This is a genomic window from Streptacidiphilus sp. PAMC 29251, assembly GCF_054208735.2.
Genome location: NZ_CM135725.2, coordinates 623,977 through 650,300 on the forward strand (window position 1 = coordinate 623,977; position 26,324 = coordinate 650,300).

A 26,324-nucleotide genomic window follows, 5' to 3' on the forward strand; every position below is an offset into this window, starting at 1 on the left:
GTGGTCGACCGAGGGTTCCGGGAGTTGACGGTCAGTCCAGATGCCTTCCGGACGAGGCAGTCATAAACGCGCCCGTGACAGAGGACGCCGTACCCCACACCTGTTCGGGCTGCCGCCCCCTGGCATCTCGGCCGGCCAGCGGGAACCCGACCGCGGTCCACTGGACCGGCTCGTCCCCCTCCAGCCTGCCGAGTGCCAAGTCCCCTATGCCCGTGCCGATGCCGCCGACACGCACGGCGGCCACGTCCAGGTCGGAATCCAGCGCCGCCACAGTCCCGAGCGACCAGCGAACTTCATCCGGGTCACCGGCCGCCTCCAGCGACGCCCAGACCGCGACCTCGCACGGATCGCCCTCCTGTACGGCCCCCTGGATCAAGGCCCTGGTGATGTCACCGGGGACATCGGCTGCGAAATCGGCTGCGATGAGCACGTGCGCGGCCGTCAGTACCCAGCCCGGAGCCACCAGGTATCCAGAGCCAAAACGGTAGCGGGATCCGCCGCCCCCGCTCGCACCTCGGCGGACGCGAACAACGCGCTGTCGATCCACCGGCCCTCACTCAGTCAGTACCCTCGATCGCATCCGCCAGACGGCTGAACTCTGGTACTGCGTGCCGATAATCAATGGTAGTCCGATGGGAACATTACCGTCTCTCGCACCGTCGCGGAGGGAGTACATCGGAGAACCTTCGATGCCGCTTCCCGCCCTCCCTGACCTGACGGATGCGCAGTGGGCACTGGTGCAGAATGCAGGCTGAAATTCAATCTGCGGGAACGGGCGTTGTGATGATTGACGTGATGGTGGTCGGCGGCGGGCCGACCGGGCTGATGCTGGCAGGCGAGTTGCGGCTGCACGGCGTGCACGTGGTCGTGCTGGAGAAATTGACCGCGCCGACCGGGGAGTCCCGCGGTCGCGGTCTGCACACCCGCAGCGTCGAGCTGATGGACCAGCGCGGCCTGCTCGACCGGTTCCTCGCGGTCAGTGAGAAGTTCCAGGTCGGCGGCTTCTTCGGGGGCATCCACAAGCCGTGGCCGGAAAGCTTGGACACGGCGCACCCCTACGGCCTCTCCACCCTGCAGCCGGTCACCGAGCGGCTGCTCAACGAGCATGCCCTCGAACTCGGCGCCGAGATCCGGCAGGGCAGCGAACTGGTCGGGCTGAGCCAGGACGAGGACGCGGTCACCGCCGAGCTCGCGGACGGCACGCACCTCCGCTCCCGCTACCTCGTCGGCTGCGACGGTGGCCGCAGCACGGTGCGCAAGCTGCTCGGCGTGGGCTTCCCCGGCGTGCCCGCCACGGTCGAGACGCTGCTGGGCGACATGGAGATGACCGAGGATCCGGCCTCGGTCGCCGCCGTCGTCGAGGAGGTCCGCAGGACCCAGCTGCGGTTCGGCACCATCCCCAACGGGGACGGGACCTTCCGCGTCATCGTGCCCGCCGACGGCGTGTCCGACGACCGGGCGAGCGCGCCGACCTTGGAGGAGTTCAAGCAGCGGCTGCGGGCGGTCGCCGGCACCGACTTCGGTGTGCACTCGCCGCGCTGGCTGTCCCGCTTCGGCGACGCCACCCGGCAGGCCGAGCGCTACCGGGTCGGCCGGGTGCTGCTGGCCGGTGACGCGGCGCACATCCACCCGCCGACCGGCGGGCAGGGGCTCAACCTCGGCGTGCAGGACGCGTTCAACCTGGGCTGGAAGCTGGCCGCCGCGGTCGAAGGCTGGGCGCCGGAAGGGCTGCTGGACAGCTACCACCAGGAGCGGCACCCGGTGGGCGCCGCCGTGCTGGACAACACCCGTGCGCAGATCACGCTGCTGGGGACCGATCCGGGTGCGACCGCGCTGCGCGAGCTGTTCTCCAAGCTGATGGACTTCGAGGAGGTGAACCGGTACGTGACCGGGATGGTCTTCGCGGTCGGGGTCCGCTACGACTTCGGCGCGGGCCACGATCTGCTCGGCCGGCGGCTGCGGGACGTGCGGCTGAAGCAGGGCCGCCTCTATGAGCTGATGCACGGCGGCCGCGGCCTTCTGCTCGACCAGACCGGCCGGCTCTCGGTGACGGGGTGGGCGGACCGGGTCGACCATGTCGTCGATGTCATCGACGCCGATGAGGCCTTGGACCTGCCCGCGGTGCTGCTGCGGCCGGACGGCCATGTGGCCTGGGTCGGCGACGACCAGCAGGATCTGCTCAGCCACCTGCCGACGTGGTTCGGCGCCCCCGCCGGCTGAGCTACTGGCCAGCTGCCCACCGCCGGCCTTGGGCGGCCGTCGCATCGCGGCGGACGAGGTCGCCGACCGGATTGTCGGCGGCGACCTCGTCCTTCATCCCGAGTGAGCCCTGGTGTCACTTGCGCCAGAACAGGTGGTGCGTCACGCCGCTCGGGCTGGGCACGACCTCCAGCTGGAACCGGTCGAGCAGCTCGTCGGGTGACTCCCACAGCCGCAGTCCGGTCCCGAGCTTCACCGGCGCGACCACGACATGCATGGTGTCGACGAGGTCGGCGTCGAGGAACTGCCGGATGGTGGTGACCCCGCCGCCGAGCCGGACGTCCCTGCCCTGCGCCGCTTCCCGCGCCTGTTCGAGGACCGTGGCCGGGTCGCCCTCGACGAAGTGGAACGTGGTGTCGGAGAGCGAGAACGACGGCCGCTGGTGGTGGGTCATGACGAACACCGGGGTGTGGAACGGGGGCACGTCACCCCACCAGCCGAGCCAGTCATGGTCCTGCCAGGGCCCGCGCTGGGGCCCGAACTTGTTGCGGCCCATGATCTCGGCCCCGATGTTGTGGGAGAAGTCCCGCGCGAAGTAGTCGTCGAGACCGCGGCTCCCACCGGGCTCGGTCCGGTTGGGCCAGTTCGCCGTGGCGCCGGCCCAGGAGAACAGCCTCCCGGGATCGACATAGCCGAACGGCCTCTCAAGGGTCTGGTCCTCGCCGGCACCGATCCCGTCACTCGAGATGGTGATGTTCTGGACTCTCAGCAGCTGATCCACGGGTTTCCTCGTCAGGTCCTGGCGCACGATCGTGGGGCAGGGCGCCCCACACTATGGCGTCGAACGAGGAGTGCCCGGATCGACAGCGGCCCAGAAGTTTTTTCCTCGGCGTGCCAGAGGGCATCTGGCGGCGCAGCAGGTGCGGCCGGATCAGCCCGCGGGTGGGCATCGGCGAACGCACCTTCCAGGCGGCAGCGGGCTTGCGGAGCCGCGGGCCTCGGACAGCGGAAACACGCGGCCCGGTCGCGGCCGGTGCGCACGTCGGGCGTACGGTGAAGCTGTTCGACACGGTTCGAGGAGGGCATGCGCTGATGAACGGCCTGTTGAATACGTTGGGGGACGTGCTGGGAACGGTGATGGACGTCACCGGGAAGGTCACCCTGGCGGTGTTCTGCGGTCTCCTGGTCCTGATGGCGGTCGCGGTGCCGCTGTACACCCTCTACGCCATCGTCAGCAGCATGCGGGCTTCGGCGGGCACGGAAGCGGGGACGAAGCCGCAGCCGTAGCGGCTGGTGGGAGCATGGAGAGCAGCCAGGGCGTCGATCCTACGAAGTGGGCGCCGTCGGCGTCATGCCCTTGATGGTCGCGGTGAGGATGCGGGTGAGGCGGGGCTCGACCTCGACGACGGCATGGGCGAGGCGGGGGTCGCTGCGGTAGAGGGCGGCGATCTTCGGGCCCGGTGTGGCGATCTGCCAGAACGCGCCGGCGAGCGCGACGGCGGTCGCGATCAGGTCGAGGCTGTCGTCGCGGTCGAGGGCGGGGAGCCGCTCGTCCAGCGCGGCGAAGATGTCCTGGCGTGCGGCGAGGGTGGCCAGCTTGAAGTCGCGCACCGCTTCGACCGAGACGTTGCGCTCCAGGTTGAGGGGCGCCTGGGCGAGCAGGTCGCAGAACATCCCGCGCTGCGCGAGCGTCACCGCGAAGGCCTGCGCCACCGTCTCCGGACCGGGCTCGGTGATCGCGCGCAGCCTCGCGGCCAGGGCGGGCGACCACTCCTGCCAGCCTGCCGCGGTGAGCCGCAGGAAGATCTCCTCGCGCGTCTCGAAGTAGCGGAGCAGCGCCGACTTGTGCATCCCGGCCCTGGCGGCGATGTCGGTCAACGTCACCTGGCGGATGCCGTGCTCGGCCCCGAGGGCTCGGGCCGCGTCGAGGATGGCGGCCTCGCGCAGCCGCTTGGCCTCGGGTGAGCGGGCGCGCTGGAACTCGGGCGTGGTCATGGTCCGATCCTACTGGACCGCAGTTGCGTTAATAGTGAAACAGTGTTTTGCTAAGTCTATGCAGCAGACCTGGTTCATCACTGGCTCCTCCCGCGGCCTCGGCCGCGCTCTCGTCCGCGCGGCCCTGGAAGCCGGCGACCTCGTCGCCGCGACCGCCCGCAACCCCGAGCAGTTGGCCGACCTCGTCGTGGAGTTCGGCGACCGGATCCGGCCCCTCGGGCTCGACGTCACCGACCCGGCGGCCGCACGCACGGCCCTCGCCGAGGCGAAACGGCATTTCGGCCGCATCGACGTCCTGGTGAACAACGCCGGCTACGCCAACGTCTCGCCCATCGAGACGACGGACGACGACGACTTCCGTACGCAGTTCGAGACCAACTTCTGGGGCGTCTACAACGTCACCAAGGCCGCCCTGCCGATCCTGCGCGAGCAGAAGGGAGGCCTGGTGATCCAGATCTCGTCCATGGGCGGCCGGGTGGGGGCTCCCCCGGGATCGCCTCGTACCAGGCGGCCAAGTTCGCGATCGACGGCTTCAGCCGCGTGCTGCGCACCGAGACCGCCCCGTTCGGGGTCAAGGTTCTCGTCGTGGAGCCCAGCGGCTTCCGGACCGACTGGGCAGGTTCCTCGATGGCCGTCCACGACATCCCGCAGGCGTACGCCGAGACGGTCGGCGCCGTGAACACCCTGATCCGCCGGAGCAGCGAAGGACCGGCGGGTGACCCGGTCCGGGCCGCCGAGATCCTGGTCCAGGTGGCCAAGCGCCACAGCATCCCGGACCACCTTCCGCTCGGGGTGAACGCCGCCGAGGGCTCCATCGGGCTCGACCGGCGGCTCCTGGAGGACGACCTGACCTGGCGCGACGTCAGCCGCTCCGCCGACTTCGCCGAGCCCTACCCGGTCCCCTTCCCGCCCGACTGCGAGCGCTAGAGACTCCCACCGACGTTCATCCGTGCAGGCGCTCCATCTGTCGGGGTATGCCCGCGCGGGAGGTGACGCCGAGTTTGGCGAGCAGTCGGGTGACGTGGGTCTCGACGGTGCGGGGGCTCAGCACCAGGCGGCTGCCGATCTCCTGGTTGGTCATTCCTTCGGCGACCAGGTCGGCGACCTGCTGTTCGCGTTCGGTGAGGGTCGGCCGGTCGGAGTGCGCCCGGTGGGTGCGGACGGCGACGAGGCGGCGTTGGACCCGGGCGGCGCACTGTTCGAGCCAGTCCGCACCGGACTCGTGGAACAGGGCGCGGGCCTGGACCAGGTGGGATCCGGCGGTGTCGAACCGGCCGCAGTCGACGGCCGACTCGGCGGCCAGCAGGTGCGCGCGGCCCTCGTGCACCGGTTGCCCGGCCGTCCGGAACGCCTGGACCGCGGCGGTGGCGTCGCCGCAGGCCGGAGCATGGTCGCCGGCGGAGCGGGCGATGGCGCCGCGGGACATCAGCGCGGTGCCGAGCTGGCCCGGCAGCCCCATCCGGGTGGCGGTCTCGACGGAGCGCCCGGCCCAGGTGCGGGCCTGCTCGGTGTTTCCCGCGGCGGCGTCGACCTGTGCCGCCAGGCCCCAGCGGACGGCCAGCATCGGATCGGTCTGCCGGTCCTGGTCGAGGTCCAGCAGCCGGGCGGCGTCCCAGGGGACCTCAGCGCCGAGCTGCAGTCCGATGTCCACGATCATGGTGGAGATGCTGATCCGGAACCAGTCGCTGTCGGGTTCCGGCAGCCGTCGGGCCTCCTCCCAGAGGCCGCGGACGGCGTCGGGGCCGCGGGTCCACAGCACCGGGTGGAGTTTGGCGGCCCCGGCGAGGGCGAGGATGTCGGTCGCGCCGAAGGCGCGGGCGTTCTCCTCCCCGTCGTCGGCCGCGGCCAGCGCCTCGGCGAGCCGCCCCTGCTTGGTCAGCGCGTAGGACTGGATCGTGTAGAGGTGCGGCAGCGCGTAGAGATGGCCGTGGGAGCGCGCCACCCGCACCGCGCGGTCCAGGAAGTACAGCGACAGGTCCGGCCGCTCCAGTAGGTGCGCGGCCCACGCGAGCGGCGGGACGACGGCGTCCAGCGCGGAGCGCAGGTCCTGTTCCGGCAGCGCCTCGACCGCCTGACGGGCGGATTCGAGCTCGGCGACGGCACGTTCGATCTCGCCGCAGCCCGCGGCGCTCAGGGCCAGCAGGGTGGTGGCGGCCGCCGCCGCGGTGGGGCCCAGGGTGGCGCGCTGCTGGATCAGGGTGCGGGCCCGCTGCATTCCGGCGCCCACGCGTCCGCTCATCAGGTCGATGGTGGCGAGTTCGATGGTGATCAGCTCGTTGTCGACGCCCTCGGCGACGGCAGCGGTGGCCTCCAGCATCGCGTAGGCGTGCTGGGACCGTCCCTGGATCCGGTTGCACTGCGCGAGCAGCATCGCGGTCTCGCGGTGCCGGGGCCCGAGCCGAGCGCTGAGCTGCTGCAGCATGCTGTTCGCCTGTTCCAGTTGTCCGCAGGCCAACAGGGCGCGGCCGAGCAGGAGTTGGAAGTCGGTGCGCTGGTCGGCGGTGTCCGCCGTCTCCGGCAGGGCCTGCAGGACCTTGCTCAGCCAGTGCGCGCTGATGGCCGGCGCGGAGGCGAGCGCCAGCCTGGCGGCCTCGGCGAGTTCCACGCAGGTGGCCCGGTCGCCCTGCCGCAGCGAGTGCTCCAGGTGCTGGGCCCGGAACATCGCCGGGGCGTGGACCGAGGCGAGGTGGTCGGCGGCCCGCCGGTGGGCGCTGATCCGCCAGCCGTGCCCGGCCAGGTGGTAGGCGGCGTTGCGGACCAGCGGATGGGTGAAGCGGACCCTGTTGTCGGTCGCCACCAGGACGCCGTGGGCGGTGAGTTGGTCCAGCGCGTCCAGGACAGCGCTCTCCGGTAACTGGGCGATGCCGGCGATCAGGTCGGCCGTCGCCTCGGCCCCGCCCACGGCGGCGGCGCGGGCCACCAGGGCGGCCTGCGGCTCCAGTCGGCCCAGATCGGCGCGGACCGTGTGGTCGAGGAGCGCGGCCACGGCCTCGTCATGGATCGGGGCCGAGCCGCTCAGGGCGGTGACGGCGTCGGTGGACAGTTCGGTCAGCAGCTTGAGGTAGAGCGGGTTGCCCGCGCTGGCCTCGGCCAGCGCCCGCCGCCGTCCGGGCCTCAGCCCGGGCAGCATCAGGTCGATCTCGGCGGCCTGGAACGGCGGCAGCCGCAGCCGCAGCGGGGGGTGCGGGAGGCTGGCCAGCGCCCGGACCAGCCGGTGCGGACAGGTGCCCGAGCGGTGGGCGAGTACCAGCCCGATCCGGCCCGCCGGGGGCCGTTGGAGCAGGAATTCCAGCAGCCCGAGGGACGCCTCGTCCGCCCACTGCAGGTCGTCGAGCGTGATCAGCAGACCGGCCCCGTCGGCCAGTTCGCCCAGTGCCTCGCGCAGTCTCCGGTAGAGCCGGTGCTGGTCGACCAGGGAGCGTCCGTTCTCGTCGTCCCCGCCGAGGAACGGGCGGCCCTCGAACCCGGGCAGGGCGTCGATCGTGTCCAGGAACAGCCCGAACGGGATGACCTGTTCGAACTCGGTGGCCCTGCTGGCCAGCACCAGGTCGCCCAACTCGGTGTGCCGCCGCCGGATCTCCTCCAGCAGCCTGCTCTTGCCGATCCCGGCCGGGCCGTCGACCACCACGGTCCAGGAGGAGCCGCGGCTGTGCTGCGTCAACTCCGCTATCCGCAGCACTTCCCGCGTCCGCCCGACGAAGGAGGAACTGAACGAGGCCGGACCGTCCTCGGAGTCCCCGGCCGGTGTTCTGTCTAATTCAGCCAAAAGAACCTCCGACACCGACATCAGCGTATCGGCAGACTACCCGTCCAGCGCCGAAATGGGGCTTCTGGTACGCGAATTCCCTTTCCTGTTCCGCTCCTGTTCCGTTTCCTGTTCCGTTTCCCGTTCCGTTTCCCGTTCAGTCGCGCACGGCGGGGAGCACCCGGTCGACGAACAGTCGCAGGCTCCGTTCCATCGAATCGAGCCGCTGGCCGCCGAAGTCGACCTGCCACAGGCACACGTCAGCGGCGAGGTCCCGCACCAGTTCCCGGACGCCGCTGATCACTGTCTCCACCGACCCGACCACGGCGGTGCCCCCGTGCCGCAGCGCCTCGTCGCTGACCTGCCCGAAGGAGTCGGCCATGCTCTCGTACCCGGCGTAGTTGGTGGACCGGACCCGGGACCAGGAGCGGGCCGCCTCGGTGGTGACCGACAGGTAGTCCCGCAGGTAGGGGATCGCCTCCTGGTAGGCCGCCTCGTCGGTCTCGGCGACGAACATCGGCAGGCTGACGGCGACCTGCGGCTGACGCCCGCTGCTGCCGTGCACCGCCGTGAAGGTCTCCCGGTAGGACCGCACCAGCTCGCGGGTGTAGGCCAGGTCCTTGCGCAGCGGGGACGGCGAGACGAGCAGCCCGAAGCCCTGCCGCCCCAGCCATTCGAAGCTCTGCCGCGACCGGGTGGCCGCTCCCCAGACCGGCGGGTGCGGGCGCTGCACGACCGGCGGCAGCGAGGTCGCGTCGCGGAAGGAGAAGAACGTGGTGTCCTCGGTGACCTTGTCCTCGCTCCACAGCCGCAGCACGGCCCGGATCGTGGCCTCGTACCTGGCTCGGCTGGTGTCCAGCGGGACGCCGAGGGCCTCGAACTCGTACGGCAGCCAGGCCCGGGCGAAACCGACGTCCAGCCGCCCGTGGCTGATCACGTCCACCATGGCCGCGTGCGCTGCCAGTTGGACCGGGTGGTGGAAGGCCGGCAGGACGCATCCGGTCATCAGCCGGATCTGCTGGGTCTGGGCCGCGACCGTCGACAGGAAGGTCAGCGGGCTGGGGCAGTAGCCGCCGTAGTCGCCGAGGTAGTGCTCGGTCATCTTGACGTAGTCCAGCCCGCCCTGGTCGGCCAGCCGGGCCACGGCCAGCGCGTCGTCGTAGTAGTCGGTGGCGCTGCGCCGGTCGGGTCGGCAGTCGGGGAGCAGCGAGATGCCGTGCTTCATGGTGACTCCATTCGTCCTGGGTCAGTCTGGCTTTGGGTGGTGGTGGAAGCGCTCACAGTTCGCTGTCATCCGTCCGGGTCGGCCAGGAACGCCCAGGCGGCGGTGACCATCGCGGTGACGGCGGTGCGGACGGTGGGCACCGGATCCGGGGCGAACCACGGCGAGTGGTTCACCGGGAGCGCCGCGAGCCGCTCCCGCACCGTCGCGCCCGGCCCGGCCGCCGCGGCCCACTGAGCGGCGCCGGTCGAGCCGACGGCCCAGTAGACGGTCGCCGTGGCCGTCGCGTGCACCGGGTCAGCCGGGCTCGCCGGGTCCGCCGGGCTCGCCGAGCCGAGCAGGGGGAAGTCCTCCGCTGCCATCGAGGGTCCGGTGGCGAGGACCCGGCCGGGCCCCAGGGCGGCCTGGTGCGCCCGGCGGACCCGGTCAGCGGCGGCCGCGTCGTTGTGCTGCACCGGCACCCGGGCCGTGACCCGCACCTCGGGCGGACCGGGACAGCCCTGCCGGCCACCGGCCTGCTCGGCCAGCTTCGCGACCTCGGCCACCGCCGCGTCCAGTGCGGTGTCCGACAGGCTGCGCACCCCGAGGGACACGGTCGCCGTCTCGGGGACGACATTGGGCCTGGCCCCGCCCCGAATGGCCCCCACCGTCGCCACCACCCGCTCCTGATGCTCGGCTGGGGCCCCGAAGGCGCCCTGGACCGCGAGCGCCAGGGCGGCGGCGGCGAGCACCGGGTTCGGCGCGAGCTCGGGCATCGCGCCGTGGCCGCCGCGTCCGTCGAACCGCACCTCGAGGAAGGCCGCGCCCGCGGTGACCGGACCCGGGCAGTGCAGGACGGTGCCGGCCGGGGCCGGGCCGACGTGCTGGGCCAGCGCGACATCGGGCCGCGGCCAGCGCCGGTGCAGGCCGTCCGCGAGCATGGCCGCCGCACCGGACAGGGTCTCCTCGGCCGGCTGGCCGACCACCAGCACCGTCCCGCGCCAGCGGGACGCGGCTCCGGCCAGCAGCCTCGCGGCCCCGGCCACCGCGGCCACATGGGCGTCGTGCCCGCAGGCGTGCATCACCGGCTCGCGCACCCCGTCGGCGCGGACGGCCTGCTCGGTGCTCGCCCAGCGCAGCCCGGTGCGCTCCCGGACCGGCAGCCCGTCCAGTTCGGTGCGCAGCAGGACGACCGGACCGGGCCCGTTGCGCAGCATCCCGACGACGCCGTGGCCGCCGACCGCCGCGGTCACCTCGTACCCGCAGTCGGCCAGCCAGCCGGCCAGCACTCCGGCGGTGCGTACTTCGGCGCCCGACAGCTCGGGGTGGCGGTGCAGGTCGAGGTACAGCTCGACCAGCGAGCCGAGCAGCCGCTCGTCCAGACCCTCGGTGATGTCCAATGCCGTCCTCCAGCGATGTGTCAGTGAACTGTTCGGCTCCCCGACAGCGGTGTCGGGCTGAATGGTCGTCAGGCGGCAGACAGCCGCCGGGCGAGGCGGACCCTGCGGGGTCCGGCCCGCACCGATCTCACGGACAGGACCACCCCATGGGCGACTCCCTCGACCTCAGCGTGCTTGCCAAGGAGCTCCAGGCTCTGGAGAGCGAGGTCTTCGAGATCGTGGACTACACCGAGACCTACGACCTGCTGAGCGCCGTCAAGGCCCCGGCTCCCGCGCCGTCCCAGTGCAGCACCGCGAGCTGCAGCACCTGCAGCAGCACCACCAGCACCACCAGCTGCTGCGCCTGACCTCCGCCCGCCTCCTCTGACAGAGAGATGACCGCCATGAGCGACCAGTTGAACCTCAGCCTCCTCGCCAAGGAGCTCCAGGCCCTGGAGACCGAGACCTTCGAGATCGTGGACTACTCCGAGGTCGGCGACCTGCTGAGCGCAGCGGGCAAGGCCCCGGTCGCCGCCGCGACCAGCACCAGCAGCTGCACCAGCACCTGCAGCAGCACGACCAGTTGCACCAGCACCTGCGCCTGACCCTCCCCTTCCGGTAGAGAGATGAGCGACATGAACAAGGAGTTGGACCTCAACGCCCTCGCCCGGGAACTCCGTGAGCTGGAGACCGAGGTCTTCGAGATCGTGGACTACACCGAGGTCGGCGACCTGCTGAGCGCGGCGGGCAAAGCCCCCACCTCGACCAGCACCAGCAGTTGCACCAGCACCTGCAGCGGCACCTGCAGCACGACCAGCACCTGCGCCTGACGTACCGTCATCCCGTGGTCGGGACCGGGCTCGCTGCCCGGTCCCGAGCACGGGACGCCGCTCACGGGAACGGATGCGGAACCAGGTGCAGATCGTCCGGGCCCAGCTCCCGGTCGCGGAGCCCGGCGCGGTGCAGCGCCGAGAACGTCCTCGGCATATGCAGCGCCCGTTGCCGCGACCAGCCGAAGTCGATCGGCAGCAGCCCGGGCACGATCGCGCACACGGTCCGCAGTCCCAGCCGCAACTGCTCGGCCGAGGTCTGGTCGACGATGATGACGTCGTGCCCGGCCCGGGCCAGGTCGTCCCGGCAGAACCGGATGTCGTCCAACAGGTCCAGGTTCCGGGGCCGGCGGCGGTTCCAGTCCGCGTAGACCTGGTCCGCCGGGAGCCGGCGCCCGGCCTCCAGGTAGCGTCGCGCGTGCACCGCCATCTCCGGCAGCGCGAACAGACCGGAGTGGTCCGGGAGGGTTCTGACCAGGTCGAAGTTCTCGGCCATGGCGGTGAGTTCGTCCCGCCTGGTGTGCACCTGGCGCGGGATGACCGGCAGGTAGGTCAGGATCTCCGACAGCGCGCCGAGGATCGCCGACTCCGGATGCGGGCTGGCCCCCGCGGCGAACACCAGGGTGCCGGGTCCGCCGTCGCGGCGGGCGGCGACCGCGGTGGCCACCGGTACCGCCAGGTCGATCCGGTTGTCGAAGACATGGACGTCGTAGCCCTGGAGACCGGCCCGGTCGACCATGGTCCGCAGCCGGAGGTCGGCGACACCGCCCAGGTCGATCTCGGTGAGGTCCGCGCCGCCGTACCAGCCGAGCAGGAAGGCGTCCCGCTCGATCAGTTCGAGCAGCGCGAAGAGCACCGCCTCCTCCAGGCTGCCGCCGCTGGCGCAGCCGTTGGAGCACTCGAAGACGAAGTTGTCCGCGGCGGTCCCCGAGCCGTAGTACACCAGCCGCTCGGGCACCAGCACGGTCCGGTGGTCGCGCAGCGAGTAGCCGCGCACCCAGGGGATGGTCCGGTCCGGGGCGAACGGTTCCAGCAGCGGGTCCTCGCGGTAGGTCCGCGGCGCGTACTCGCCGCAGGTCCGCGGGTCGAGCGCGGCCTCGCCGAGGTTGTCCAGGGAGTCCAGCACCCGGAAGGTCGGCTCGCCCCGGCGGGAGCTGCCCGACCAGCGTTCCAGGCCCTCCAGGAAGGCCAGTTCCCGACTCAGCCCGAAGGAGTCCGCCTGGCCGCTCCAGGTCAGCTCCATCAGGCCGGTGTACGCGCGGTGGGTGCCGCTGCCGCTGACCGGGGCGGTGGTCGGCGAGTCCAGCAGCTGGTACGCGGCCGGGCCCAGCGCTCCGCACACCTCGTTGACCAGCGCGTCGGCGGGGAGCAGGTACTCCTGCGGGCGGCGCGACCGGTACGCGTCCGGGGCCGACTTGGGACGCGGTCGCAGCTCGGGCGGCGCGGGGGCGGTAGCGGGCGGGGCGGCGGCGGCGGCGAGCGGCGCGGGGGCGTCCGCCGCCGGCCGGGTCCGGGCGCAGCCGGGGCAGTTGGGCTCCGGGAGCAGCGGCACGGTGCGGACGGTGAGGGTGGCCAGGTCGATCCGGGTCACCTGCGGCAGGGCGCCGGCGTCAGGCCGCGGTCGGGGATCGAGGAAGGCCGCCTGGTAGCAGCCCCAGACCGCGTCCACGAGATGTCCTGTCAGCAGCGGCCAGGAGCCCACCGGGCGGGCCTGCCCGCCGCCGTACAGGGCGGCCTGCTCCAGCCGGGGACGGAGCCGCTGCCAGCGCATGCCCAGGCAGAGGCCGCAGCCGGACGGGAGGTCGGGGTCGCCGCCCCAGGGGCCGATCAGGACGGCGTGCGCGGTCAGGTGCACGTTCACCGCCTGCTGCCGCTCACCGGCCGCGGTGCTGGCCGCGGAGTAGGCCGCGATCCCGGCCGGGTCGCGGGCCAGCAGGTCGGCGACGCCCAGGGCGCCCGCGCGTGGCGCGGTGACCGGACCGGGGCCCTGGTGCCGGCTCGTCCGCGCGTCCAGCAGTCGCTGCAGCTCCCGGACGCTCGCGGCGTGCGGCAGGGCGGGCGTGCTCGCGCCGGTGCGCGTGGTCGTGGGCGCGGTCATGTCTCACGCCCCCAGCGGAACAGCCGGGTCGCGAAGGCCGCGCCGACGACGGTGAAGCAGGCCAGGGCGATGCAGGGCACGATGATCGAGTCGGCCGGTTTCCCGCCGGAGAGCACGCCCGCGACCCCGTCGGTCATATAGCGCAGCGGCAGCGCCCTGGAGGCGATCCGCAGCCACAGCGGACTGCCGTCGATGGGGTAGAAGGTGCCCGAGGTGAAGATCATCGGCAGCATGATGAAGTTGCCCATCGCGGCCACTGCCTCCAGCGAGCTGGTGTAGGTGCCGATGATCATGCCGATCGCGAAGAAGGCGGTGACCCCCAACGTCAGCACCGGTATCGCCCAGAACACCTCCCCCGACACATGCAGTCCGAAGATCGGGAGGACGGCCACCCCGGTGAAGAACAACGCCTGCACCAGGGCCACCCCCAGCGCCACCAGGTAGCGGGAGCTGAGGATGGTGGTCACCCGGACCGGGGTCATCCGCAGCAGCCGCAGCACCTGGGTCCGCCGCCAGTGGGCGAGGGTGTAGGCGACGCCGAACAGCGCGCCGTTGGCGACGGCCCAGCACAGCACGCCCGGCGCGAGGTAGTCGATCAGCTTGTGCGTCCCGTAGCTCTGGCCGCCGAACAGCAGGCCGAAGACCACCAGGAAGGCCAGCGGGAACGCGAAGGTGAAGAACAGCGTGGTGCGGTCGCGGACATAGGACTTGGTCGCGGCCGCAGACAGTGCCCGGTAGTCGCTCATACCGTGAACTCCAGTCCGGTGAGGCGGAAGTAGACGTCCTCCAGCGAGGGCGCGCGGGTGCTGATGCCGTCGGAGCCGGCCCGCTCCGACACCGCGGAGAGCACCGGGACCAGGGTCCGGGTGGCGATGACGAGCTGGTCGCCCTCGTCGGTCGCCGAGTCGACGCCGACGATGGTGCGGGCGTCCTCGGCCGAGATACGGCCGCTGGGGACCAGCAGCCGCAGCGGCTCGTCCAGCGCCTCGACCAGCGTCCGGGGCCGGTCCACGGCGATGACCCGGCCGGCGCGCATGATCGCCACCCGGTCGCACAGCGCTTCGGCCTCGTCGATGTGGTGCGTGGTGTAGACGATGGTCCGGCCCTGGTCCCTGATCTCCCGCAGCAGCCGCCACAGGTCGCGCCGGGCCTGCGGGTCCAGGGCGGCCGTGGGCTCGTCCAGGAACAGCAGCTGCGGGTCGTGGGTGAGCGCCGAGGCGATGCCCAGGCGTTGGCGCTGACCGCCGGACAGCTGCTCCACCCTGGTGCCTGCCTTCTCGGTCAGGCCCACCTGCTCCAGCACCTGGTAGGCCCGGGCCCGGGGCATCCGGTAGAGCGCGGCGACCGTCTCCAGGTGCTCGATCGTGGTCAGCCGGGTGAAGAAGGCGGCGGCCTGGGACTGCACCCCGACCTGCGGCAGCAGGGCCCGGTTGCGGGGCCACGGGTCGAGGCCGAGGATCGACACCGTTCCCGCGTCGGCGCTGCGCAGTCCCTCCATCATCTCGATCAGCGTGGTCTTGCCGGCGCCGTTGGGGCCCAGGACGCCGAACATCTCGCCGCGCTGGACGGTCAGGCTGACGTCGTCGACGGCGGTCAGTTCGCCGTACCTCTTGGTGACGCCCTGGAGCGTCACCGCCGGGCCGGTTCCGGCGGTTGCTCGTCGGGGTGCCATGTCCTTCTCCTCCTCGATCGGGCGGGGGTCGGCGACCAGCGCCACCGGATCCGCCGTCGGTGTCGGTACCGCTGTCGTTGGGGCTGTGGCCGGGGGAACCGCCTTCGCCGCGGCGCGCCGGGCACGTATCCGCAGGCCGGTGTAGCGCGTCAGCATGATCAGCAGCAGCACCGGGACGACCAGCCGGCCGTACGGCTCCGGTACCCGCCGGCTGAAGTTGAGCTGGGCCACCGCCAGCACGCAGCCGACCATGGCGGCAAGCAGTACCGGGTAGCCCCCGTACACCCACCGGGTCCAGCGCGGGTACTGGCGCGGGAACGGCTCGCGGCGCAGCAGCGACCGTCCCGCCGCCCGCAGGAACAGGTAGCTCTCCCCGGCCAGCCTGGACATCCGCAGGCCGTGACCGAGCAGGACGTAGCCGTCCGTGGGCGGGATCGGGACCAGGTTGAGCAGCGCCTCGATGCTGCCGAACAGCAGCAGCGCGCCGATGCTGGTCCCGGTCACGTCGCCCTGGGGCAGGAAGAGCCACAGCACGAAGAACGGCAGCAGGAACAGCAGGTTGGTCACCGCTCCGGCGGCGGCGATGGCGATCTTGGGCCACCGGCCGCGCAGCAGCGGGACGTCCTCGACCCGGCAGTACACGGCGTTCAGCGGGAACAGCCACTTGAAGCCGATCTGGGTGGGACGCGCGCCGAAGTGCCGTCCGACCAGGCCGTGGGCCAGTTCGTGCAGGCTGGTGCTGCACCACAGCAGGCCGGCCACGATGATGGCCAGTTGCGGCTGGTCGAAGTAGTGCGCGGCGTCGTGGCCGAGATCGGGCAGCCGGCAGGCCAGGTAGGCCTCCATGCCGACGATGACAGCCAGCAGCGGCGCCATCACCGCCGGGGTGAGCAGCCGGTGCAGCTTGCGGTAGGCCTTGTCGATCATCGGGCCCGGGTTCTCCGAGAACACGAGGCGACCCTGCATCAGGTTGCCCTGGATCCGGGTCCGGCCCTGGTCCTGCTCCTGGCCCTGGTCCTGGTCCTGGTCCTGGCCGGTCGGTTCCGGCAGCGCGGGTTGCGGTTCGCGGGCGGCGGCGGGGTCGCCGTCCAGCAGCCGCCGGGAGGCCAGCAGGGCGAGCAGTTGGTACCAGCCGGCCTCGCCGAGCCGCCGTTGGAAGGTGCTCGCGTAGGCGTCGCCGATCTGGCCCAGGGTCTGCCCGCCGTCGAGCCGGGACAGCACGAAGAACTCCTTGGCCCCCAGCTCGTGCAGCCGCCCGGAGCCGGGGTCCCTGACCACGTGGATCGGACGGGCTCCGCGCAGCAGTTCCGGGCCCAGCACCAGTTCCGGCCGCCGCTTGGGCCGCTGCTCCAGCAGCGTGTCCGCGGTCACCGGGTGTCCTGCATCCGGTCGGCGTCGACCAGGCCCCGGGCCAGCACCTGCGAGAGGTACGCCTCGTCGTCCAGGGTGACGTACAACCGGTTGTTGGTCATGTGCAGGTAGGGCGAGAGCAGCCGCAGCGCGGCCTGCAGCGGGTCGGTGACCAGCTCCTGCCGGTCGTCCGTCCAGGAGCGGAACTCCAGGGCGCCGCGTTCGGCCAGTTCGGTGATCCGGCCCAGCAGGTCCAGGCTGTGGGCGTACCACTCGGCCAGGATCTCCGGCAGCCGCCCGCCGTCCCCCGAGGCCAGCGCCCGGCGCAGATCGCTGAAGCGGACCGCCACCCGGTCGCCCATCTGGTCGTAGGCCTGGTTGTACTCGGTGTCCCTGATGTACTCGGTGCTGCTGAACGAGCGGCTCCAGAAGTCGTGGTAGCTCTGGAGGTACTCGCGGGAGGCCGCCTCGCCGGGCAGGAAGGCGGTGGTCATCACCATCATCAACTGCGCCGACAGACCGAGCAGGACCGGGCGCAGGTGCAGGTTCATGGTCTGGTTGGCCCGGACCACCAGGTCCGTCGAGCGTTGGAAGTGCCACTCGGCCAGGGCGACCCCGGCCGGGCCGCCGTACTTGCCGTACTCCGGCTCGTACGGCTCGCGGCTGTAGGTGTTGTTGGGGCGCAGCAGCATCCGGCCGTCCGGGGCGATGAACTGCTCGCGCTCCTCGGGGCTGAACTCCAGCTCGAAGAGCGTCTCGTAGAGGCTGGCCCCGAACTCGCTCTGGGTGTCGTAGAGGGCGGGCCGCCGACGCAGGTACGCCTGGACGGCGGCTTCGGCGCGGCTGTTGACCTCGTCGGTCAACGACACCCTGGCCGGCTTCAGCCGGAGCCGCACATGCGGGCCCTCCACCCAGTAGTTGATGAAGAAGTAGCCGGCCAGCAGGCCGTCCGCACACAGCGAGTCGATCAGCGGCTCCAGGCAGTCGACGATCAGCGGGCGGGAGCTCGCGGCGTAGAAGACGTGCAGGGCCTGCCATTCGCCGACAGGTTCCTGCGGTGGGGTCGGTGCGTCGACGTGGTTCATGCGGGTGGTCACCTCGAGGTCTTCAGCTGGATGAACCGGGAGGACTGCCGGCTCACGGGGGAGAGTCCGGTCACCACGTCGACCAGCATCTCGGCGACGTGGTGACCGGCGTCCGAGACCACCTGGAGCTGGTCCTCGGTGGGCAGCGCCTCCTCGAAGACCACCCGGTTGCCGGTGGTCCTGATCAGCGAGGCGAGCAGGGTGAGCGAGAGGCCGCTGGTGAAGTCGATGTGGCGGGGCTTGGACCAGCCGCCGCGTCCGCCGTCCGCGCCCTCGGGCTTCTCGAACCTGGCGAACACCTGGTCCGGCAGGCCGTGCGTGCGCTGCCACCGGCGCCAGCCGACCAGCCTGGCGCTGTCGGTGGCGTTCGCCGCCTCGGTCGGCAGCTGCTCGGTCAGGGCGTTCCAGGTGCGGCGGCTGAGCACCAGGCCGCCCCGGGTGACCCGGGGGCGGACGGTGACTCCGTCGACGGCGGCGCCCTCGGGCACGCCGCCCCAGACGTCCAGCACCGAGTGCGTGCCGGGCGAGAACATCAGCAGGGCGCGGGGGATCTCCGGCAGCGCCATCGGCATCAGATAGCCCAGGTAGACGGGGATGATCTCGCAGTCCAGCCGGCCGGACCAGAGCACCAGCCGGTCCGCCGTCAGGTCGTGCCGGACCTGGAGGTCCTCCAGGTCGATCTGGTTGGCGAGCGGCAGCGCGCTCTTCTCGCCCGGGTAGACCAGTTGGAAGTCCAGCAGGTGGGCGTGCAGGTTGAGGTTGTGGTCGGCCGCGCCGCCGACGACCTCGGCGAAGCGCGCCCCGGGGGGCTGGAGTTCCCTCAGCGACGCCGCCACGTCCTGGGCCAGGCCGCCGGGCGCGACGTCCTCGAAGCAGTGGGTGAAGCGGGAGAACGGGAAGGCGACGCTGCCGAAGGACCGGTTCAGCACCGCGAACGGCGCTCCGTCCGGCGTCGCCGGCGCCGCCGTGCAGGGCTGGACGAAGTGCCCGTAGCTCTGCACGCTGTCGGCGACCTCGGTCAGCTCGCTCGCGATCCGGGTCAGCAGCGCGGGGTCGAGGTCGATGTCCGCTCCCCCGGGCGGCTGGGCGGCCCAGCTGTCGCGCATCGCCTCCACGAACAGCCCCCTGGCCCGGTCGACCGCGTAGAACTCCGGCCGTCGCAACCAGTTGACCTGGGGCTGCAGCACCCCGTCGGCGTCGAACACCCCCTGCCGGACGGCCGCGTCGGAGTAGAGGTCGTAGATGTCCTCGTGGAAGTCCTGGATCATGGTGAGCACGTCGTCGCACCGGCCGCCGATCCCGTAGCGGGCCAGGAAGAAGCCCTTGAGGGTGAGCCGGTGGCCGATCGAGGCGTCGAAGGCGGGCAGGATCTCGCTGACCGCCCGCAGCGGGCCGCCCACCGCCCGCGCCCACTCGCGGCCGTCCCAGGCCAGCGCCGGGCGGGCGGCGCGGGCGTCCTCGTAGAGCAGGGTCTTGGGCAGCACGGCGTCGGTTCCGCCGACCGATCCCAGGAGTTCGGTGAAGCCCTCCCGCAGTCGGGCCAGCAGCGCCCGGCGCTCGGCGAGGTCGGCGCCGGCGTACCGGTCGATCTCGGCCGCGAGGGCGGTGAGCCGGTCCGCCAGCAGCGCCGACCAGGCCGAACCCAGGCCCCGCAGGCTCTCGGCGAAGGCCCGGACCGGATCGGGCTCGTGCACGTCCAGCAGCAGGACGGGTGACTGGAGCAGCCCCAGCCTCAGCAGCACCCGGAGGTACTGCCGGGGCTCGTCGGCCAGGCTCGGATAGGCCTCCCCCAGCCGTTCGGCCAGTTCGCGCATGGTCCAGCCGCCGCGCTCGTCGAAGAGGGCCAGCACCGTGCCGAGCACCTCGCTGTTGCGCAGGAAGAACAGGCTGTCCCGGGCGAAGTCGAAGCCCATGGTGGCGTCGTCGGCGCCGCGGGTGATGGTCCGCCGGATGTAGCGCACCCGGTCGGCGCCGGGGGTCAGTCCGGCGGCCAACTCGATCCGCAGTTCCTCGCGCAGATCCGGATCGGCGACGATGCGGTCCGCCAGCCGGGACAGCACCGCGACATTGAGCCGGGGGAAGGTCGGCCAGTGCTCGTCCACGCCGACGCCGACCGGGGAGGGCGCGTAGGGGTCGGTGAACTCGCCCAGGGCGACCCCGGTCAGGGTGCTGAAGGGGCTGGTCTTGGCCGCTGTGCGGTAGACGTACTCCAGCAGGGAGCGCTCGACGCGGCGTTCGTTCTTGCCGGTCGGAGCGCCGGGGGCCGGGTGGTAGGCGTCCACGACGCTGTCCAGTGTCGGCGACGCGAGCAGCAGGCCGGAACGGAACCGCAGGTCGCCGTTGAGCCGGCGCAACTGCACCCGGGCCGCCTCCAGTTCCGCCTCCACCACCGGCCCGCCGGCCTCGCGCAGCGCGGTCAGCGAGCGGCCCGCCGCGATCCAGGCGGCGAACGCCGCGTCGACGTCGCCGCCGTGGGAGGCGACCAGCCGCAGCGCGGCCTCCTGGTCCGCCGGGGGCCTGCCGTTGAGCACGCTCCGCCGCAGTTTCAGCAGCGCGCGCCGGGAGCTGTCGTCGGCGTTGCCGCCGATCAACTCCCCCAGCAGCTCGCCGAGTCGGCGGCCCAGGTCGGCCGTCCGGGTCTCGGCCTCCAGGACCAGGTCGGCCCAGGCCACACTGTGCGGCGTGCGCAGCCGCTGGATCGCCTCGGTCGGCAGGGAGGCCACCCTGAGCATGAACTTCCGTCCCAGCAGCCAGGACCGGGCTCCGGTGGGAGGTGGGGGTCGGGTGGTGTGGCGTCCGGGTGCGCGGACGCGTAGGTCGCGGAGCTCATGGGTCCCCTTCGCTGCTTGCGCAGGCTCAGACGAGGTCGTAGCGGAAGTCGGCGTCCATGGGGCGCTCATGGCCGATCATCATGATCAGCAGGGGCACTTCGTCGGTGTCCTGGAGGCCCAGTTCCTCGGCGTAGGCGATGTTGTCGAAGCCGAGGGCGACGCCGCAGCCCAGGCCCACGGCCGGGGCCGCGGTGTACACCGCCTGGGCGATCGCGCCGACGACGGCGTTGGTGAGCCGGTAGCCCCGCGCCCCGACCGCGTCCAGCACCGCCGCGGCGCGGACGGTCGGGACGATGACCGCGGCGGCCTGTTCGAGGTTGTAGTTCTCCAGGAAGTAGGTGTACTGGAGGAACCGGCCGCGCGAGCCCTCGTGGATCAGCCGCAGCTGGTTCTCCGCCGGATCGAACCGGTAGACCCCGGGCTCCACGTCGGTCACATGGTTGACGAAGACATACAGTCCGGCCAGGTCGAGGCCCTGGTCCGGGGCGCTCAGATCGCACGGCAGCGCCGCCGCGGCCGAGGCCGCCGCCAGCACGGTGCCCAACTGCTCGGTCCGGGTCGGTCGTTGGGCGGAGAACCGGCCGAAGCTGCTGCGCCGGGCGGACAGTGCCGTGCGCAGCGGCATCTCCATCGGCAGCACCGGCGGCAACTGGATCGGACGGCCGAGCTCCGGCCCGCCGTGCGGGCTGTCGATGTACGCGCTCTTCAGCGCCTCGGGGGCCGGGCGCTGCCGCGCGCCGTCGATGGCGGCGTCCTGCATCCCGGTGATCGCCTCGAAGCCCACCACCCGCTTGGAGCGTTCCCGCTCGGAGGTCCGGTTCCGGGCCGGCCGCGGCTCCCGTACCTCCGGCAGCGCCGACCTCTCCGGCGCCGCTGGTGGCGCCGCGCGGTCGGCCCAGCGCAGCGGCACCACCGCGAGCACCCCCTCGTCCTGGGCCCGGACGCCGAGCAGCCCGGCGAGCAGTTCCTCGTCGAACCACAGGGCGGGCGACACCTCCAGGCCGTGCGCCCGGGCCCACATCTTCCAGGTCTGGACGACGGTGCCGATGTCCATGGTGACCGCGTGGTAGGAGAAGCTGTTGTACTTGAAGGAGTTCTGCCAGAACTTCAGCCCGAGCACCAGGTACTGGTCGGTGGCGGGCCCGACCTCGCCGATCGCCTCGGTGACGGTGGCCGAGACGTCGCCGACCAGCAGCCGCTGCATCGCGTGGTGCGTCGGCGAGTAGTGGTACACCCCCGGCAGCGTCGGACCGCTCGCGCCGGTCACCCAGTACACGCTCACCGGGTAGAGCCCGCCGCCCGACGCCGTGCCCCGGGACCAGCCGGCCGCCCCGTACTGCGGCAGGGTGACCGTATTGGAGTTGGAGTGCAGGGCGAGCCGACGGCCGACCTGACCGTAGGAGTACAGCAGCATGTCGGCCAGCACCGGCAGGGTGAACGGCGCGGGCTCCGGGTCGACCGGCGCGAACAGCGCGCCGCCGACCGTCGCCAGGTCTGACGGCGTCCCCGACGGGAGCGCGAGCCGCTCCACGTCCGGGTAGAACTTGCTCCGGCGCGGGTGGTCCGACCAGTCGGCGGTGAAGTCCACCGGTTCCATCGGGATCCTGCTGCGCCACAGGACTGACCTGAGGTACTCATGAGCGACGTCCATCGAGGTTCCCTTCGAGGAGGCTGGGGGGAGCAGGAGAGTCCGGTGGAGGCTGGAGGAACTAGGGGAAGGGGTGCGGGACCGGGTTCAGGTCGGCGGCGGTCAGTTCGCGCTCCCGCAGCCCGGCCGCCATCGGCGCGGTCCGCATCCGCGGCAGGTGCAGCGCCCGCTGCCGGTGCCAGCCGAAGTCGATCGGCAGCAGGCCGGGGACGATCACCGCCGCGGTGTGCAGCCCGAGCCGGCGCTGCTCGGGGATGGTCTGGTCGACCACGATGGTGTCGTGCCCGGCCGCCGCGAGCATCCGTACGCAGTCCGCGAGGTCGACGCCCAGGTCCGCGCTGCCGCCGGGGCCCCGGCCGGCGGGGCCGTCCGCGCCGCGCACCGCCGAGACCGGCAGCGGGCCGCCGGGCGGGCGGGGCGGTCCGCCGAGCAGGAAGTCGGCGTGCTCGGCCATCTCGGGCAGGCCGAACAGGATGGGGTGGTCGTGCAGTCCGGTGACCTTGCCGAAGTCCTCGACCATGGCCCGCAGCCGGGGCTCGTCGTAGCCGACCCGGGTCGCCAGCTGGGTCGCGTCGGTGGCGATCTCGGCGAGCGCGGCGCTCAGGGCGTCCTCCGGATCGAGCCCGGCCCCCGCCCCGAAGCACAGCGCGCCCAACCCGCCGTCCTGCCTGACCGCGACCCCGGTGATCACCGGCACCGGGAAGGTGGACCCGGTGTCGAAGAACCGGGCCCGGTAGCCGTACAGTGCCAGCCGGTCCACCAGTTGACGGGTCACCAGGCGGGTGCTGGTGCTCGGGTCCAGTTCCGGCAGCGGCAGTCTGCCGTACCAGGCGAGCAGGAAGGCGTCCCGCTCGATGAGTTCCATCAGACCGCAGTAGGCGGCCTCGGTCAGCGAGGAGCCGGAGGCGCAGCCGCTGGAGCACTCCTGGACGAACCGGTCCGCCTCGGTGGCGGAGTGGTAGTACGCCAGGACCTGCGGCACCAGCACCGGCCGGCGGTCCCGCAGCGAGTACCCCCACACCCAGGGCAGCTCGACCGAGCTGGAGAAGACCGGCGCATCCGGCCGCCTGCGGTGGAACTCCTCCGAGTACAGGCCGCAGTCCCGGGGGTCCAGGGCCTTGCCGCCGAGCGCGTCCAACGACGCCCGGACCGACACCTGCCGGTCGCGCGGCCGGACTCCCGCGTAGCGCTCCAGCCCCTCGAACAGGCCGATCCGCAGACTGCCCCGGTAGGACTCTGCGTGGCCGCCCCAGTAGATCTCGTACAGTTCGTCGTCGGCGCGTTCGGCGATGCATCCCATCACCGCCGAGGTCGTGGTCAGGCCGAACTCATGGCTCGCCCCCTGCCCCAGCACTCCGCACACCGGGTTGAGGTAGCCGTCCAGCGGCAGGTCGTAGTCGTCCACGGAACGGCCGCGGAAGCCGCCCCCGGCCCGCTTGGGCACGGCGTCGACGCCGACGCCGCTCAGCGCGGCCTCCGCGGCGGCCGCGTCGTCCGGCCAGGGCCGGCCGCAGTCCGGGCACTGCGAGTCCGCCACCAGCCGGACCCGCTGCACCGTCAGATCGGCCAGCCGGACCAGATGGACGAACGGCAGCGGCTGCTCCGCCGACCGGTGCTCCCCCTCGTTCTCCCGCTGCCGCTCCAGTTCGCCTATGACCAGCGCGGTCACCGTGTCGGCGGCGAACGGTGTCAGCAGCGGGGGCGCGCCGACCGGAAGGGCCTCCGCGCCGTGTTCCAGCGCCTCGCGCACCTGCGGATGCCGCACCAGCTGCCACCGGCGGGCGACGCAGCGGGCACAAGCCTGTCCCCCGCCGCCGGGCGGCAGGACCGGGCCGACGACGGCGTTGCCGCCGTCGAGCCCGATCGGCGCCGACCAGCGGTCGCGCCCGGTCGCCGGGTCCGTCCCGGCGGGGACGGCCAGTTCGTCCCGGACGCCCCACGGCCGCACGGTGACCTCGACGGCCGGGCCGTCCGACCGGGCCGTCCCGGTCCACCGGTGCCGCGAGAGTCCGGCCCGCACCCGCTCTCCGAAGGCGGCGCAGGAGTCCTCCCACGGCAGCGTCTCAGTCACGGTTCGCCAGCAGCACGCGCACGGTGGCGATGCCGCCGCCCGACAGGTCCGCCGAGGAGGTGTTCACCGCGAACGCCTCGCGACCGGTTCCGCGCAGCAGGTCCAGGGCGTCCGCCCAGCCGCTGTCCCGGCCCAGCTCCGGCTTGGCCTCGTGGCTGACGCCCAGGGCGTACGGGTCGAAGGCGCTGATGAACGGATCGCCCGGGTCGTACTCGTCCGTGGTCGCGGCGTCCCGGCTCAGTTGGACCTGTCCGACCAGGTCGCGCAGCGCCGTCAGCGCGGCCTGCTGCCAGCTCAGCCGCGAACCGACGGCCCACAGCGGCGTGTCGGCCACCTGGTCGAACGCTCGGGCCAGCAGCACCGGCGCGGGGGCGTCGGCACCGGAGAGCTGGAGCAGTTCCACGTCGAGGTCGAGGTTGCGGGCGGACTCGAGCAGGAAGTCCAGCTCCGGATCGTCCGCCAGGCCGTCCGGCAGGATCGCTCCGACCGGCGTGGTCCCCCGGATCGCGGAGGTCAGGGCGTGGAATCCGAGCGCGGAGAGCAGGCCCCGGTCGAGGGCCTCGGCCGTGGTCCGACCGGCTCCGGTACCGGCCGAGCTGGCGACGAAGAACCGGTGCCGGTTGTCCCGGCCGAAGCTCCGCACCGCGCCGGCCGGGACCAGCGCACGCGCCCCCGACAGGACCGATGTCGCCACCGCCCAGCGGGAGATGTCGGTCGTGTCGGCCCCGGTGCCGCTGTGCAGGTCGAGCCGGGCGGGATCGAGCCGGGGCGCTCCCCCCTCCGGGGCTGCGGCGGGCTGCGGGACGGCGTGCTCCGCGTAGACCTCGGCCGCGCGGTACAGGGCGTTCAGCCGCGCTCCGACGGTGTGGTGGACGTCGAACGCGGTGACGGTGCGCCGCACCGTCTGCCCGAGTCCCAGTTGGACCCGTCCGACCTTGAGCGGCAGCTGGGTGAACGGCTCGTCCGCGAACCGGGTGAACACCCCGGTACGGTGGCCCACCAGCCCTGCCACCTCCGCGAGTTGGGAGCTGCGGGCCTCGGTGTCCGCGGCGTCCGCCGGGGCGCTGACCACCTCGGCCAGCGGCAGCACGCCGACCAGCGCGTCGGGGTCGGCCGCGAGGCCGGGACCGCACCCGGGGCAGGCCGGATGCGGCGCCAACGGCTGGGTGGCCACGTCCATCGACTGGAGGTCCTGGCAGAGCACCGTCCCCTCGGTCTCCGGGGGAACCACGCCGGTGAGCGAGCGGAACACCTCGTAGGCCAGCAGGTTGCCCAGCATCGCGGCCAGTTGGCGGCCCGGCCGGGGGCCGGTGTCGGGAACGACCAGGCTGCTCCACACCTGCGCGGCGGCACCGGGCCCCCCGTTGGCGCCGATCCGCAGTACCGCGCAGATCCAGCAGCCGGGACGCCCCTCCGACATCAGCGGACCGACCACCGCCTGGTCGCCGATCGTGGCCGCGGGCAGCAGGGTCACCCCGGCCGGCACCCCGGCTTCGACCAGGTCCAGCAGTTGGCGGACCCCGGCCCCGTCCACCGAGACCACGACCGTGTCGAAACCGGCCAGTTCGTCCCAACTGAGCGCGCCCTGCGGGGTCGGCAGGTCGACCAGGTCGACCGGGCATTGGGCGGCGGCGAGTTCGGCGGCCTCCGCCTCGATCTCCTGGAAGCGGTTCTCGGGGTCGCGCAGGGCCGCCTGGACGCCGATCGCGGACCCGCCGTTGCGGATCAGGCTGAGCACGCACCAGCGGGCGATCGCGTCCCCGCCGAGCACGGCCACCCGGGCCCTGCGGAACGCCACGAACCGCTCCTCGGAGTGGTCCCGGTAGTGGGCGACGTAGTTGAGCTGCGCCGCGAACCGCTCCGCCTCGGCCGGCGTACAGCCCGCGTCGGCCGACAAGGTGTTCGCCGGCTCGGCGTCGCGGGCGAACCCCCGGTCGAGCAGGGCCTCGGCCAGGTCCGCGACCATGGTCCGCTGTTCGGCACTGAGACTGCCGCACAACTGCTCCACCGTGTGGTGGCCGTTCATGTACGGCACCACCAGGCACGCCAACTGGTAGGCGGACTTGGCGGTGAGCTGGAAACCCCCTTGGGAGTCGTGGAACAGGACCCCGTCGGGGGTCTGCACATACAGCACATCGTGCTTCACACGCGGTCGGCTCAGAGAGATCGAGGCATAGGAATCGGTCATCGGGACACCACCCATCCAGGCACGCAGGACAT

19 protein-coding genes and 1 pseudogene are annotated in these 26,324 nt (G+C 72.4%); 6 read left to right on the top strand and 14 right to left on the bottom strand.

Annotated features, from left to right (window positions below; all coding sequences use genetic code 11):
• Positions 1 to 31: 31 nt before the first annotated feature.
• The gene (locus ACXKR8_RS03065) at positions 32 to 547 is read right to left on the bottom strand and encodes a trypsin-like peptidase domain-containing protein (protein ID WP_462100288.1); all 516 of its coding nucleotides are present in this window, start codon (positions 545 to 547) and stop codon (positions 32 to 34) included.
• Positions 548 to 783: 236 nt separating this feature from the next.
• Between ACXKR8_RS03065 and rox the strand changes: the two genes are divergently transcribed.
• Positions 784 to 2,220, top strand: coding sequence for a rifampin monooxygenase (gene rox / locus ACXKR8_RS03070; protein WP_458271341.1), 1,437 nt, complete (start codon positions 784 to 786; stop codon positions 2,218 to 2,220).
• Positions 2,221 to 2,335: 115 nt separating this feature from the next.
• Here rox and ACXKR8_RS03075 read toward each other — a convergent pair whose 3' ends face one another.
• Complete coding sequence (locus ACXKR8_RS03075) at positions 2,336 to 2,980, bottom strand: dihydrofolate reductase family protein (protein ID WP_458271342.1); 645 nt, start codon at positions 2,978 to 2,980, stop codon at positions 2,336 to 2,338.
• Between the two features lie 161 nt (positions 2,981 to 3,141).
• On the opposite strand from ACXKR8_RS03075, the gene ACXKR8_RS03080 reads away from it, so the two are divergent.
• The gene (locus ACXKR8_RS03080) at positions 3,142 to 3,486 is read left to right on the top strand and encodes a hypothetical protein (protein WP_462100289.1); all 345 of its coding nucleotides are present in this window, start codon (positions 3,142 to 3,144) and stop codon (positions 3,484 to 3,486) included.
• A 39-nt stretch (positions 3,487 to 3,525) separates the two neighbouring features.
• On the opposite strand, the gene ACXKR8_RS03085 is transcribed toward ACXKR8_RS03080, so the two are convergent.
• The gene (locus tag ACXKR8_RS03085) at positions 3,526 to 4,194 is read right to left on the bottom strand and encodes a TetR/AcrR family transcriptional regulator (protein ID WP_458271344.1); all 669 of its coding nucleotides are present in this window, start codon (positions 4,192 to 4,194) and stop codon (positions 3,526 to 3,528) included.
• Positions 4,195 to 4,252: 58 nt separating this feature from the next.
• On the opposite strand from ACXKR8_RS03085, the pseudogene ACXKR8_RS03090 reads away from it, so the two are divergent.
• A pseudogene (locus ACXKR8_RS03090) lies at positions 4,253 to 5,121 on the top strand (SDR family NAD(P)-dependent oxidoreductase).
• A 16-nt stretch (positions 5,122 to 5,137) separates the two neighbouring features.
• Here the strand turns inward: ACXKR8_RS03090 and ACXKR8_RS03095 are convergent.
• The 3 genes from ACXKR8_RS03095 to ACXKR8_RS03105 form a co-directional block, all read right to left on the bottom strand.
• Positions 5,138 to 7,981 (bottom strand): ATP-binding protein, encoded by a 2,844-nt coding sequence (locus ACXKR8_RS03095; RefSeq protein WP_458271346.1) that lies wholly within the window; start codon positions 7,979 to 7,981, stop codon positions 5,138 to 5,140.
• Between the two features lie 115 nt (positions 7,982 to 8,096).
• The gene (locus ACXKR8_RS03100; protein ID WP_458271347.1) at positions 8,097 to 9,164 is read right to left on the bottom strand and encodes an LLM class flavin-dependent oxidoreductase; all 1,068 of its coding nucleotides are present in this window, start codon (positions 9,162 to 9,164) and stop codon (positions 8,097 to 8,099) included.
• 65 nt (positions 9,165 to 9,229) lie between these two features.
• Entirely contained in the window at positions 9,230 to 10,540 is a 1,311-nt protein-coding gene (locus ACXKR8_RS03105; protein ID WP_458271348.1) for an amidohydrolase, read from the bottom strand.
• Positions 10,541 to 10,686: 146 nt separating this feature from the next.
• Here ACXKR8_RS03105 and ACXKR8_RS03110 point away from each other — a divergent pair, with 146 nt between their 5' ends.
• Genes ACXKR8_RS03110 through ACXKR8_RS03120 form a run of 3 tightly spaced genes read left to right on the top strand, consistent with a single transcriptional unit; the run spans position 10,687 to position 11,349 of the window.
• Complete coding sequence (locus tag ACXKR8_RS03110) at positions 10,687 to 10,887, top strand: thiazolylpeptide-type bacteriocin (protein ID WP_458271349.1); 201 nt, start codon at positions 10,687 to 10,689, stop codon at positions 10,885 to 10,887.
• Positions 10,888 to 10,923: 36 nt separating this feature from the next.
• Positions 10,924 to 11,124 carry a thiazolylpeptide-type bacteriocin gene (locus ACXKR8_RS03115; protein WP_458271350.1) on the top strand — a complete coding sequence of 67 codons (201 nt, stop codon included), beginning with the start codon at positions 10,924 to 10,926 and terminating at the stop codon, positions 11,122 to 11,124.
• A 21-nt stretch (positions 11,125 to 11,145) separates the two neighbouring features.
• Positions 11,146 to 11,349 (top strand): lantibiotic protein, encoded by a 204-nt coding sequence (locus ACXKR8_RS03120; protein WP_458271351.1) that lies wholly within the window; start codon positions 11,146 to 11,148, stop codon positions 11,347 to 11,349.
• Positions 11,350 to 11,410: 61 nt separating this feature from the next.
• On the opposite strand, the gene ACXKR8_RS03125 is transcribed toward ACXKR8_RS03120, so the two are convergent.
• From ACXKR8_RS03125 to ACXKR8_RS03160, 8 genes are all read right to left on the bottom strand, one after another.
• A complete protein-coding gene (locus ACXKR8_RS03125) occupies positions 11,411 to 13,447 on the bottom strand; it encodes a TOMM precursor leader peptide-binding protein (RefSeq protein ID WP_458271352.1) in 2,037 nt (678 codons plus the stop codon).
• Positions 13,444 to 14,193: an ABC transporter permease gene (locus ACXKR8_RS03130; RefSeq protein WP_458271353.1), complete on the bottom strand. Its 750-nt coding sequence runs from the start codon at positions 14,191 to 14,193 to the stop codon at positions 13,444 to 13,446. The genes ACXKR8_RS03125 and ACXKR8_RS03130 overlap by 4 nt, the downstream gene beginning before the upstream one ends.
• Positions 14,190 to 15,119 (bottom strand): ABC transporter ATP-binding protein, encoded by a 930-nt coding sequence (locus tag ACXKR8_RS03135; RefSeq protein ID WP_458275284.1) that lies wholly within the window; start codon positions 15,117 to 15,119, stop codon positions 14,190 to 14,192. The genes ACXKR8_RS03130 and ACXKR8_RS03135 overlap by 4 nt, the downstream gene beginning before the upstream one ends.
• 1,367 nt (positions 15,120 to 16,486) lie before the next feature.
• On the bottom strand, positions 16,487 to 17,554 hold the full coding sequence (locus ACXKR8_RS03140) for a lantibiotic dehydratase C-terminal domain-containing protein (protein WP_458271354.1): 1,068 nt from the start codon (positions 17,552 to 17,554) through the stop codon (positions 16,487 to 16,489).
• Positions 17,555 to 17,562: 8 nt separating this feature from the next.
• Positions 17,563 to 20,277: a lantibiotic dehydratase gene (locus tag ACXKR8_RS03145; protein WP_462100290.1), complete on the bottom strand. Its 2,715-nt coding sequence runs from the start codon at positions 20,275 to 20,277 to the stop codon at positions 17,563 to 17,565.
• A gap of 133 nt (positions 20,278 to 20,410) precedes the next feature.
• Positions 20,411 to 22,036: a SagB family peptide dehydrogenase gene (locus ACXKR8_RS03150; RefSeq protein WP_458271356.1), complete on the bottom strand. Its 1,626-nt coding sequence runs from the start codon at positions 22,034 to 22,036 to the stop codon at positions 20,411 to 20,413.
• 58 nt (positions 22,037 to 22,094) lie between these two features.
• Positions 22,095 to 24,104 carry a TOMM precursor leader peptide-binding protein gene (locus tag ACXKR8_RS03155; protein ID WP_458271357.1) on the bottom strand — a complete coding sequence of 670 codons (2,010 nt, stop codon included), beginning with the start codon at positions 24,102 to 24,104 and terminating at the stop codon, positions 22,095 to 22,097.
• Positions 24,097 to 26,250: a TOMM precursor leader peptide-binding protein gene (locus tag ACXKR8_RS03160; RefSeq protein WP_462100291.1), complete on the bottom strand. Its 2,154-nt coding sequence runs from the start codon at positions 26,248 to 26,250 to the stop codon at positions 24,097 to 24,099. The genes ACXKR8_RS03155 and ACXKR8_RS03160 overlap by 8 nt, the downstream gene beginning before the upstream one ends.
• Positions 26,251 to 26,324: the final 74 nt, after the last annotated feature.